General features: G+C 58.5%; 11 protein-coding genes. 7 read left to right on the plus strand and 4 right to left on the minus strand.

Translation table 11 applies throughout. The features are described 5' to 3' along the window. Together KY459_06065 and KY459_06070 are read left to right on the plus strand one after the other, a co-directional pair. Nucleotides 1-777 (plus strand): RHS domain-containing protein (locus KY459_06065; GenBank protein ID MBW3564271.1); only part of this gene is annotated, 777 nt, incomplete at its 5' end. Nucleotides 778-1,380: 603 nt separating this feature from the next. Further along, nucleotides 1,381-2,166 (plus strand): RHS domain-containing protein, encoded by a 786-nt coding sequence (locus KY459_06070; protein ID MBW3564272.1) that lies wholly within the window; start codon nucleotides 1,381-1,383, stop codon nucleotides 2,164-2,166. A 549-nt stretch (nucleotides 2,167-2,715) separates the two neighbouring features. Here KY459_06070 and KY459_06075 read toward each other — a convergent pair. Next, nucleotides 2,716-2,961: a hypothetical protein gene (locus KY459_06075; GenBank protein ID MBW3564273.1), complete on the minus strand. Its 246-nt coding sequence runs from the start codon at nucleotides 2,959-2,961 to the stop codon at nucleotides 2,716-2,718. A 142-nt stretch (nucleotides 2,962-3,103) separates the two neighbouring features. Between KY459_06075 and KY459_06080 the strand changes: the two genes are divergently transcribed. The 3 genes from KY459_06080 to KY459_06090 all read left to right on the plus strand — a co-directional run bounded on the left by KY459_06080 (nucleotide 3,104) and on the right by KY459_06090 (nucleotide 7,964). Then, nucleotides 3,104-4,015, plus strand: coding sequence for an RHS domain-containing protein (locus KY459_06080; protein ID MBW3564274.1), 912 nt, complete (start codon nucleotides 3,104-3,106; stop codon nucleotides 4,013-4,015). A 497-nt stretch (nucleotides 4,016-4,512) separates the two neighbouring features. Then, nucleotides 4,513-5,406, plus strand: coding sequence for an RHS domain-containing protein (locus KY459_06085; GenBank protein MBW3564275.1), 894 nt, complete (start codon nucleotides 4,513-4,515; stop codon nucleotides 5,404-5,406). A gap of 1,550 nt (nucleotides 5,407-6,956) precedes the next feature. After that, entirely contained in the window at nucleotides 6,957-7,964 is a 1,008-nt protein-coding gene (locus tag KY459_06090; GenBank protein MBW3564276.1) for a hypothetical protein, read from the plus strand. A gap of 92 nt (nucleotides 7,965-8,056) precedes the next feature. Here the strand turns inward: KY459_06090 and KY459_06095 are convergent, their stop codons facing one another. Further along, complete coding sequence (locus KY459_06095) at nucleotides 8,057-8,338, minus strand: hypothetical protein (GenBank protein ID MBW3564277.1); 282 nt, start codon at nucleotides 8,336-8,338, stop codon at nucleotides 8,057-8,059. A 38-nt stretch (nucleotides 8,339-8,376) separates the two neighbouring features. Continuing rightward, on the minus strand, nucleotides 8,377-8,871 hold the full coding sequence (locus tag KY459_06100; protein MBW3564278.1) for a chemotaxis protein CheW: 495 nt from the start codon (nucleotides 8,869-8,871) through the stop codon (nucleotides 8,377-8,379). Nucleotides 8,872-8,961: 90 nt separating this feature from the next. On the opposite strand from KY459_06100, the gene KY459_06105 reads away from it, so the two are divergent. After that, the gene (locus KY459_06105) at nucleotides 8,962-9,927 is read left to right on the plus strand and encodes an FHA domain-containing protein (GenBank protein MBW3564279.1); all 966 of its coding nucleotides are present in this window, start codon (nucleotides 8,962-8,964) and stop codon (nucleotides 9,925-9,927) included. Between the two features lie 4 nt (nucleotides 9,928-9,931). On the opposite strand, the gene KY459_06110 is transcribed toward KY459_06105, so the two are convergent. Further along, entirely contained in the window at nucleotides 9,932-10,714 is a 783-nt protein-coding gene (locus KY459_06110) for a GGDEF domain-containing protein (GenBank protein MBW3564280.1), read from the minus strand. A gap of 139 nt (nucleotides 10,715-10,853) precedes the next feature. Here KY459_06110 and KY459_06115 point away from each other — a divergent pair, with 139 nt between their 5' ends. Beyond that, nucleotides 10,854-11,981 (plus strand): hypothetical protein, encoded by a 1,128-nt coding sequence (locus KY459_06115; GenBank protein MBW3564281.1) that lies wholly within the window; start codon nucleotides 10,854-10,856, stop codon nucleotides 11,979-11,981. Nucleotides 11,982-12,021: the final 40 nt, after the last annotated feature.

Below are 12,021 nucleotides of genomic sequence, written 5' to 3' on the forward strand. Positions count from 1 at the left end.
GTGACCCACTCGGTCCCGTCGGAACCTCTGCCCGCCCCCGACGTCGTCTGGACGGTGACCGACCATCTCGGGACGCCGAGGATCCAGACCGACTCGACCGGCGCGATCGTCTGGCACGCCGAGCACGAGCCGTACGGCCGTATCTACCTGCTGCGCGAAGGGGAGGGACGCCACCAGCCGCTCCGCTTCCCCGGCCAGGAGGCCGAACAGCTCGGCCTTAATGCACCCAACGGCAGTACGGACCGGAACTACAACATCTTCAGATGGTATCGAGCGGGGGAAGGGCGGTATACACAAGGTGATCCACTGGGGCTTATCGGTGATGTGAATCTGTATCGATACTCAATGAACAGACCTCTGCTTGTGATCGATAGACTGGGCATGGCCCCATGCGAGAAGGACCCCTCTCTGGTCGGCTGCATGTATATGGGCTCGACATGCTGTGCGCAGAAATGTATTGACGACCTCCAGTGGATGGTATGTCAGACAAAGAAGAATAAGAAGGATTTCACGATCATCGGAGTTGTGAGCGGCGCCTCCGTCGGCGCAGGCGTTGGACTAAGCATAGGAGGACCGGTAGGAGTGTGTGTTGGAGCGGTGGTGGGCGGAGTGGTTGGTGGCGTGGGAGGCTATACGCTAGGAAAGGAATGGGGCGTAGCTGAGGATCTCTGGTGGATCTATTTTAAGGACTGCATGGCTCACTGTGGTCAATCCTGCAAGAAGGATGATCAATGCCACCTCAAGAATCAATTCAACGAATTGACTAAAGATCTATGAGATACATTGATAAGATTCTCACGTTCTCTCGCACACGACGATACCGTCGAACACTCCTGTTCATAGTAGGTATCGCCGTGGTCGAGTTAGTCGTCAGCTGGTGGCTAATTGTCCACGGAAACGCTGAAATGTATGAAATGACTTCTACGAAAGAAGCACTTATGCTGACAGATACACTCAAGTGTGTTGCGCTTTCGGTTTTTACACTGGTGACGGGTTATATCGCGCTTAAGTTTCTCATACCATTGTTTCTAACCGAGGAGCGACTTGCCGCTCTTTCCGATGCGGGAGTTGCATCTAGGAAATGATAGAAGCCTGGGACTTGTAGAGGGCCAGACCGTAGAAGGAGCCACGTCTACGTTTTTCGATCATGCTGAGTCTATACGAGTTAGCTCCGGTAGGAGGCTTGGCTGATTCTTTCTTCACCTCTACGAAGAGTAGACTTATCTAACCGTGATAACCACCTCGTCCCTGAATCCTGGATCCTGGTTCCTGACTCCTGCGACCGAAGGGAGCTACGTCTGGTTTGCCGGGGCGCCGGTCGCGCAGGTGACCCACTCGGTGCCATCGGAGCCTCTGGCCGCCTCTGAGGTCGTCTGGACGGTGACCGATCACCTCGGGACGCCGCGGATCCAGACCGACTCGACCGGCGCGATCGTCTGGCACGCCGAGCACGAACCGTACGGCCGCATCTACCTGCTGCGCGAAGGGGATGGGCGCCACCAGCCGCTCCGCTTCCCCGGTCAGAAAGCCGAACAGCTCGGCGTCGACGCCGCCAACGGCATCACCGACCGGAATTACAACATCTTCCGGTGGTACCGGGCGGCGGAGGGGCGGTACACCGAAGCTGATCCGCTGGGCGTCGCGTTGGCGGGTCCAAACCTTTACGGGTATGTCGACGGCAATCCTCTGACACTGATCGATCCTGCTGGGCTTCTAAAGGTGAAACAGACAATCACTAAGCGGGGCCCGCAGCTCGGTGGCGGGCAATACAGTCTGAGTTTCTCGAAGGTCAACACCGACGCGAGTTGTAGCGGATGTGATGGTGAAGGTTGGTCTTTTGAGCTGAGCCTCAATTACGATCATGGTTATCTGTGCACAACCTTTATTTCGTGCACCATCGAGAAGCATCACGCCAATATTGCCACCGCGTTTGTTTCTAAAGCGGCGATGACCTTCAAGAAGCACGAAGCTCAGGTGTATTCATCGAAGGCAGCATGTCAGAAAGCCGCGAAATCCTACGCTCAGGAGTTGAAGTGGTTCATGAAGAACCCCGGGGCGTGGCCGGAAAAAATCCAAGAAGGTTTCTGGAAGGCACAGCAGGACTACGAGGAAACTCATCACGGAAACGGGTGTGATCTCTGGCCTTGGTGGTGCGGAGCCATGTGATGTTCGACGTTACGACAAGCGCGGGGCTTCTGCTGCTGGCTGGGGTGGCAGGGGTGACTCTTTCAGTTGTTGTTGCCTTGCTCGTTCTGTATGTTCAACGAGCCACCAGTTCGCCGCCGCTGAAGGTCGTAAGTCTGGTCGCAATAGTGTTGCTGCTGGGCGGTACACCCTTCGTGTTGGGGCCGCTCATTCAGTGGGTCAACCCGACTTCCGGGGTGGGACGGGTTTTCGTTCATCCCTCCCAGCTGGTTTTGCTGGGTCCATCGATGTTAGCGGCAGTTGTGGCCCTGACAGTTTGGATAAAGAGCCGAGTTCACGAACCGGGAAATTAGGGAAATTTGAAGAGCGGATATCGAGGGTCACACCTTCGTTTTTCGGTTCGGTCGTACGAATCTGACCGTCGAGGTGATCTACGGGGAGCCGATCCAGATGCTGGATCGTCGTTTGTTGCTCGTGGGAGCGGTCGAAAAGTGCGTCGAGACAGCCGGGCGACTCAGTACGGCGTCGAGAATGACCAACTCAGGCACAGCTCGACCGTGGCGAGGCGATTCAGAATGGCTGTCGGATGAGAACCTCGGGCGGCGGAAGAGGTGGAGCATGCGCGCGGAGGGTCGTCGACGCGAAGGGTGGTATGACGCCGACGTTGCGTCCGAGCTTCTTCCGCGGGCCGCTCGAGACGCTGCCGGGCGCGATGCGGGTCGTGGTCTCCTGGCCGAATCGCCAGACGAGCAAGCACGCGCTCGCGATCGACGCGATCTCGGATGACCTCGCCTCCGACGCGCTGGCGGAGTCCACCCTGAGGACGCAGCGGCGTGCAACGAGTCGGGAGCGTCCCGCCTTTTCGAGCCCCGAGCCCTCAGCTCCGAGCCCCGCTTCTCTCACTGCGAACGCAGCGAGCGTGACGGGAGCTCGTCGCTACTCGCTCTACTCCCCCGAGATGAATCTTCTCTCCGAGACGGAGTACACCGACGCATCCGCTCCGCCCATCCAGCATGACTACGTCTGGTTTGCCGGGGCGCCTGTCGCCCAGGTGACCCACTCGGTCCCGTCGGAGCCTCTGGCCGTCCCTGAAGTCGTCTGGACGGTGACCGATCACCTCGGGACGCCGAGGATCCAGACCGACTCAACCGGCACGATCGTCTGGCACGCCGAGCACGAACCGTACGGCCGCATCTACCTCCTGCGCGAAGGGGAGGGACGTCACCAGCCGCTCCGCTTCCCCGGCCAGGAGGCCGAACAGCTCGGCATGAATGCCCCCAACGGCGTCACCGACCGGAATTACAACATCTTCAGATGGTACCGAGCGGCAGAGGGACGGTATACGCAGGCTGATCCTCTGGGATTGGAAGCTGGAGCGCACCTCTTCGTCTATGGGGCATGGAGCCCAGCCAGCATGATCGATCCCTTAGGACTGGTAACTTGGAAATGCGACGTTGAAGTGTTTTCAGCAGGTTTTGTTGCCGTTGGTGTCGCTGATTACGATCTTTTTTGTGTCTCCGCTTGTTATAAGGGAAAGCAGATATGGGTAGATTTAAATGTTCATGTCATAGGATTCTCATTCGGTACCCCTTCAGGTGGTTATTTCTCGATAGTCCTAGACGATCACTTTGAAAAGCCGAATCCTACGAGCTTGAGCGGAAAAGCGTTCGTTAAAAGCTTGGCTGCTTCTTTGGGAGGAGGATGGTCTCACGTTGAGATGACGCTTGGCTCAGGTGAAGGTATGACTCCATCCGCGGGATCGGGGTTGGGATCCGGAGGTGGTGAAGGAGCAGCTGCTGTTGGAGCAAGCTTCGACGTGATGTGGGGTAACTCCATGCTAACCAAGTGGGGGGAGTGGTGCTGTCCATGAACAGAGCCGCAACATGGCTTTTGGGAGCCCTCAGTATATGGCCACTACTATATTCGATGCTGTATTTAATCTGGTGGATCGCTCGAATGGACCTTCGTCTTGGAATTGTTCACTTCATAACTATAATCATCAGTATTTCCATGGCCATATTCTTTGCGTTTGATGTATTTCGCCGACCGATTGACACATCTCGGAAAAGCTTGTGGTTGGCCGGGTTGATTCTCGCGCCAGTTGTTACTATACCGATCTATTTCTGGTGGTTCCGAAAGCAAGAGTTTGTCTAGAGGTCTAACAACGCATTTCGAGAGCGTCGGAAAGAGGAGGGTGAGGGGTCTACCATCGGATTTTGAGGGCGGCGGAGGTTGTGGGGGAGGTTGGGGCCACACCTTCGCTTTTCGCAGGCTTAGATCGGAACGCACTGAATCTATAGGAGTTAGGTCAGACTCAGCGCGGCTCGTTCTTTCATCCCCATCTACGAGGAGTAGACTTGCCGAACCGTGAAAGCCACCGCGTCACTGGATCCTGAATCCTGGCTCCTGACCCCTGCGACCGAAGGGAGCCACGTCTGGTTTGCCGGCGCGCCGGTCGCCCAGGTGACCCACTCGGTGCCGTCGGAGCCTCTGGCCGCCCCCGAGGTCGTCTGGACGGTGACTGATCACCTCGGGACCCCGAGAATCCAAGCCGACTCGACCGGCGCGATCGTCTGGCACGCCGAGCACGAACCGTACGGCCGCATCTACCTTCTGCGCGAAGGGGAGGGACGCCACCAGCCGCTCCGCTTCCCCGGCCAGGAAGCCGAACAGCTCGGCGTGAATGCCGCGAACGGCATCACCGACCGGAATTACAACATCTTCCGCTGGTACCGGGCGGCGGAGGGGCGGTATACGCAGGCCGATCCGGCAGGACTATTCGGAGGGCTCAACCTCTATATCTATGTCGGTGATGAGCCAATCAGCGGAAAAGACCCGCTGGCCCTGTGGAAACCAGGAACGAAGATCGCGAATCCGTATCATTCAACAACCATTTGTAACGGTGATGGTGGTGTAACTTACCAGATTTCGAAAGGAGTCACCGAAGCAGAGATGGACTGCTTTGGTCACTGCATCAAACTCCACGAGATAACTCATGTGTTTCAAGTTGTCGAAGCCAATCCAGGGATATGTCTAGGTAAGCCCCCTGGTCTGCTAATCGAGTCGTCGTCGACGGAAGAGCTTCATGCCGCTGAGTATGAAGCCTACGTAGAGACACTGAAATGTCTAGGCCCAATAATCGGCGGACTCTGTTGTCCACCTTTGGCAGAGAATTACAGGGACACGCTTTACAACAGTTACGAGACGCTCTACGAGAAACACGGCGCAACGCCGCTTCCGGAAGGTCTCGCAAAGCCATGACACGATGCTTGTTAGCACTGGTTGTTTTAGCGAGTTGTCACGCTCCCGTGCCTCAGGAGTCTACCAGAGAGAAACAGCCAGCAGAGAAACAACTAATTGACGCCAAACAGATTGAGGCTACTATAATAGAATTCAGGGTGTGTAATGTATCGCCTGAGACCATAGTGGTGCGAGAAGGAAACATGCCGTGGAACTATTTGGCGTTCCGGCGCCTGATTGCAATCACCTCTAGAGGCTCTGTCCTCGAAAAGAGTGGTATAATACTTGATCCTTGGGTTGGCCAGAATGTATATATCCCTTCAGGAGAATGTAGAACGGGTCAGTTGGATCTGGCGTATTTTTTTCCTAATATTAACGAAGTCCTCTCCCGGGAAGGCCCTGTTGATGTTCTGTGGCTGATCGATTTCCAGACAAGTACAGAAAGCATTTCGAATTTCGGTGGCGTTACGCTCGACCGTCCTGAGAATTAACCGTAGAGGGGGGTCACACCTTCGTTGTTCGGATTGAACTGGCAACCTACTGAGCATGAGAACGTTATGGTGGCACGCCTCCGACTCTTGTTGGAGCACACTCTACAAGGAGTAGACTTCCACGATCCATGGCAACCCGAGTTCTCCCGACCTTGCCCTCCAGACCCCGGCGAGCGCAGCGAACCCGGTCACTAGTCCCGCGTCCCGCCATCTCGAGCCCCGAGCCCCGAGCTCCGCGCCCCGCCTCTCTCACCGCGAGCGTGAGCTCGGTCACCGGTGATCGCCGCTACAATCTCTACTCACCCGAGGTACGGAGGGTCAGACCTTCGTCATTCGGTCTTTGCAGGAGTTTCTCCCTCGGAATGGAAACTTTTGTGGCAGATCTCCACGAGGAGTAGAATGCCTTTTGAGTCCCGAAAATGTGCCTGAACCGACAATCGAAGGTCTGGCCCCCAATTCCCCATCTGTTTAGAGAAGTTTCTCAGTCTAAAGTAAGATAAGGCTATGCGAGAACTTAATTTCTTTATAGTGATTCTGCAGGTACTCCTCTATGGCACTGCCTGTGCGACGGAGGTCACAGAACGGGGTGCGCCTGCTCCAGTGGCTGCTGCGATCGTAGACTGCCTGAGCAGTAATGACGACACGATCGATACTCAAAGGTGTTTAGCGGAACTAAGACGACGTGATCCTTCGGAAAGAACCATAGTTGCGACGCAAAACCTCGAACGCAAAATGCGTGATAACGATTTGGATCTAGCACGGCCAACTGTTTTGTGGACCCCGGCCCTGTCGTTGGAGGAGTTTAGGGGTCCTATGACTGGCGGACTAAAGCTGTTCGAGGTGTCGGTAAACTCAAAGGGTTATGTTACCCATGTAGAGGCCCACTCGACTACAAACCACGAACAGCTGGATGCTTACCTCCGCGGAAAGGCGTTCGAAACGGTGATCGTCCCGCCGAAAACTGGCGAAGTTTTCGATTCCGCGAAAGTTATGGTTACTTTTCACATCGATGTCAGGTAGCGGAGGGGATTCGGGTCAGACCTTCGTTATTCGGTTCAGTGGCGGGGTTGAGGACCACCCATGGAGAGCGAAGGGGCCACGCCTTCGAAGGTGTGGCCCCCAATTCACGACGTGCCGTTCACTTCGACGGTGATCGCCGACGTCCAGAACCAGCCCGGCGTGCTGGATATCTTCCACGCGGGAGGGAACGGGCGCGACCGGAAGTTCGGGACCGGACGCACCGGCCGCTACGTCCGGGTCCAGCTCGAGGCCAAGGAGTATCTGACGATCGCCGAGACCGAGATCTACGTCAATCCCACCGGCGGGCAGGCGAGCCTCGTCTCACCAGGCCATCTGGCCTCGCAACGCCACGCTCCGCGTCACCCGGACATCCAGCTCGCATCCGCGAGCGCGAGTCTCCGCCCTGGTGCAAGGACCGGAATACCATCTTCGACCGGGAGGGCGAGGCTCCTGCCGAGCCGCCCCGTTGCAATCTCGCAGGATGTTTCGGAATCCGAGGCATCGCATCTCGAAGATTCCTCCGAACCGAGGATCGACGATCAACCGAGAGGCCTCCTGCGGCGTTTTGGCAACGCCTGCAAACGGGGATGGAGCCGCGTGACAAACTCATTCACCCAAGGTGAAGGACCGAAGACATCGAGTCCGACGATCGCCAGCGACGCGTTCTCGCTGGATCTCGCGCACTACGCGCTGGCCGAGTCGAGCCTGCGAGGGGAGCAGCGAGCGACGAGTGGCGAGCGGCGAGCCTTTTCGAGCCCCGCGTCCCGAGCTCCGAGCCCCGCTTCTGTCACCGCGAGCGTGAGCTCGGTCACCGGCGATCGCCGCTACAATCTCTACTCACCCGAGATGAATCTTCTCTCCGAGACGGAGTACACCGACGCAACCACCCCGCCCATCCAGCACGATTACGTCTGGTTCGCGGGGGCGCCGGTCGCGCAGGTAACCCACTCGGTCCCGTCGGGAAGAGAGGGCCAGACCTTCGTTATTCGGTTCAGTCACGCAAATGTGACCGTCGAAGTGCTTCACAGAAACCGATCCGGTCCTAGAATCGTCGCTCATTGCTCGTGAGCGCGTCACAAGTGCCGTCAAGACGGCCTAGCTGCGCCAGTATCGCATCGAGAATGCGCAGCTCAGGCACAGCTCGACAGTGGTGAGGCGATTCAGAACGGCTGTCGGATGAGAGCCTCGGGCGGAAGGGGCGGGGCATGCGCACGGAGAGTCGTGATGCTTGAATCGATCAGGTGAGCGAGCCCCGGGACCCGATTCCTGTCCGTTTCCACCCGCTTGACGAGCGTCGAAACGTGGCCGTAGCTCGGCAGGCCGAGAAGCGCCGCGATGTCGCGGAGCCGGCTGAGCGATTCGATCCTGGCCAGATGCGCGATGATCGCCCTTCCGGGATGCCGCGCTACGTCGTCCTCATTCCCGTCTCCGGGCAAGGGCATGCCAGCGTGCAGGGGTCGCGTCTTGCGACATCACGAAACTAGGTCTGCTGCACCTCAGCGCCGTCGATCTGATAGTCCGTCGCAGCGTGGAGCCGCTGCTCTTCCTTCGAAAGGAAATTATCGAGATCGAGGAGCAGCAGCACCGAGTCGCCCTCTCGAATGATTCCGACGAAGAGCTCGCCTCGCAGGTCGTGGACCAGTCGAGGGGCGGGGAGGATCTCCTCGGTGGAAACGGTCAGTATCCGGCGGACGCCCTCGACTTTCAGACCGAGAGTCCCGACTTTCGAGCTGGTGACGAGAATGAGGGGATAGGGTGACGTCGTGGTTTCCGAGGGAAAGAATCTCGCGCGGAGATCGATGATGGGGATCGCGCGATTGCGAACGACAGCGATCCCCTCGACGAATGGTGGAGCTCCGGGCACGGGTGTCGAGCCGGTGTAAGGGACAATCTGCCGGAGGCGCATGATGTCGATGACGAACGACTCGCGGCCCACCTCGAACGTCAGCAGTCTGAGTGATCGGGCAGTCGACATGTGAGTGAATTCTACCGTGCATGAGCTGGTGGGGGCACCGAGCTGGCGATCTGGACCGTCGTGCCGGGTTCGGGTTAATGTTCTGGCGCGATGCCGATCGTTCGTTGCAGCGGATGTGATCAGCCTTACGACATACCGCCGGCGGTGGCGACCAAGCTGCCGTCCTCGATTGCACGCTGCACATGTGGGAAGCTTCTGTTCGGGAACCGGGAGGTGCTGGTCACGCAGGCTTTGACGCATGGCGATTTGCCCGAGATCGACGTCTCGTTTTATCGGGTCGACGATGTTCCGAGCGCTCCGAGCGAGTCTTCGCCGGAGGCCCCGTTCTCAGAAGGCGAGCCGATCAGTTTGAGGATCAACGCCCTGGGGGCCGGGAGGAAGATCGACGATGTTTTCACGATCGACGAGGCGCCCCTCTACCTAGGCCGGATGGGGTGTCACGTCCAGATTGAGGATGCCGAGCTCTCGATCCGCCATTGCCGGATCGAGCGGAGGGGCGGGGAGCTCTGGGTCGTCGACGAGGGTTCGCATACAGGAACCTACATGGACGGAGAAGCGATCGCCGAAGCGAGACTCGGAGACGGCGTCCATCTGATTCGCGCCGGGGGCGCGCTCGTCGCGGTCGAGCCGACCGAAGAGAAGGGGCAGCTCGTCGAGCCGGTGACGCTCGCCACCGAGAAGCTTCTCGAGGGCTCGCCGCTGCTGATGAAGAAGCTGCTCGAGCGGGGCGCGAGATCTGCCCGTGAAGCGAACGAGACTCGGCTGGTCCTGGTCTGCGTCGACGGTCCCTGCTCCGGTAACGAATACGACATCCCGCCCGAGGGAGGCATCGTCGGCCGGCAGGGCACGGTGCGGATTCCCGACGAGTATCTCTCGAGGAAGCATTTCGCCTTCATTCGTGACGAGGAGGATGGAACATTGCGAATCAGGGATCTCGGGTCGAGCAACGGAACGTTTCTGAACACGCTTCCTGCCCGTGATACCCGGGTAAGGGACGGGGATGAAGTTCGGGCGGGTTACAGCGTTTTTCGACTGGAGCGGAGAAATCGGGTCTGAAGCGTCAGTTGGTTTCCCACAGCTCGACCCGGTTGCGGCCACTCTGCTTTGCTCGATACAAAGCCTTGTCGGCGAGCTCGATCAGATCTTCGGCTTCCTGCATTCCGTGCTCCCCCGTGACGCCAGCGACGCCGATCGAGGCCGTCACGTGAAAGGGGGTAACGGTCGACCTGATGGTGTTCTCTTCAATTCGCTCGCGGATTCGCTCGGCGACGACCATCGTGTTATCGACCTCTGTCGATGGAAGCATCAGGCAGAATTCCTCGCCGCCGTAGCGACCGGGAATGTCATACGCACGAAGGCTCTCGCGAATGATCCGTCCCATGTCGCGAAGAACTTCGTCTCCGATCAGATGCCCGTAGGAATCGTTGACGTCCTTGAAGTGGTCGACGTCAATCATCAGAACGGACATCGGAAACTCGTGGCGTTGCGAGCGCTGAAGTTCCTGATTGATTTTGTCCTTGACGAACCAGCGGGTATAGAGTCCGGTCAGGAGGTCGCGAGTTGCCATTTCAGCGAGAGTCCGGTTCTGCTGAACCAGCTCCTGGTTTCGCAGCTCGGCGAGGCGGAGATCCTCGCGCAGACTGACGATGGCGGTGCTCGAGTCTTCATTGCGCCGAACAAGGTCTTCGAGCTCGGCGCAGAAACGCGTTTCATCGACGGTCAGCGACTCCGGACAGGTGACTTTAATCCTGAGGCTCTCGTCAAGGGTGACTTCGAACCGGCGGCCCGTGATTCGCGACAGGTTGTCGATGAGCTGAAGAGACGCTCGGCTGATACTGCCCATTGGTTAGAACTTTCGGTCTGGGTGATTGATCGGGGGGTATTCGAGACCAATCATTATATGCAACTCAGGAGGCAATGCAATCACGAGGGATGAACTGGAACAGGGGGGCCGTCGCGAGTTTCGAAAAGGGGACGAGATCGTGGTCTCTCCCGAAAAACTCGTGGCTGGCGGCGCGTCCCTCTCCCGTCTCGGTTCCGCCGTGGTGTTCGTGGAGGGGTTGTATCCGGGGGACGTCGCCTCGGCCATCGTGGAGCGAGCCGGGAAGAGCTCGATCGTCGCCGTTCCGGCCGAGCTGATCGAACCGAGCCCTCTGCGTCGCGTCGCTCCCTGCCCGGTGGCGCTCGAGTGCGGAGGTTGCGACTGGACCTCGCTGAGGCTGGATGCCCAGCTCGATGCCCGGAAGAGCATTCTTCTCGAATCTCTGATTCGGACGGGCGGCTTCGAGGAGGCAGATCTCCCCGCGCTGACGGTGCACCCGTCGCCGTTGCGCTACCGCCTTCGCGGACGGCTTCACTTCTCCGGTGAGGGCCGGCCCGGGTTCTTTGCCAGAAGATCGAACAGGGTCGTCCCGGTTCCCGATGAATGTGAACTTCTCCCGATCGAGGTGATCGAATCGGCGCGGGCGCAACGAGCTGCGAGCGAGACGAGAGCATTCTTTTACGACGGCGAGTCAGTCATTTGGGGGTCCGAGGCTTTTCCGGCCTCCGTCTCACTCCGGGCAGGCCGCTGGCGATGGAGCGCTTCAACGGCGGCCTTTCTCCAGGCGAATCGCCATCTCCTGACCGATCTCGTCGAAACGGTCCTCGAGCATGCTCGCGCGGCCGGCTCCAGGAACCTGGCGCTCGACCTCTACGGCGGGGTTGGATTTTTTGCAATCCCACTCACCGAGGTGTTCGAAGCGGTATATTCCGTCGAGGGAAATGACGAATCGTCGTCGATGGCCCGGATCAACGGTCTTGCGGCGACGGATCACGGGACCATGGATGCGGTTACGGGAGATGTCGAAGAATGGTTGACCGAGTTCGACGGAAGGGCGGAGTTCGTCCTTGTGGATCCACCGAGAGGCGGATTGTCATCCGGGCTGATCGAAGAAATCGACCGGATCGTTCCCGATATCCTGTCGTACCTCTCGTGCGACCCGGTGACCTTCGCGCGAGATGCCGCCCTGCTGGCCGGAAAGGGATGGAAAATCGATTCCCTCGATCAGTTCGACCTCTTTCCCAACACGCATCACGTCGAGACGCTCGGAAGATTCTCGAAGAGGTGAAAAAGAGTGGCGACCCCGAGGGTCGCCACTCGTTGAATCG

The organism is Acidobacteriota bacterium, assembly GCA_019347945.1.
Taxonomy (GTDB): Bacteria; Acidobacteriota; Thermoanaerobaculia; order Gp7-AA8; family JAHWKK01; genus JAHWKK01.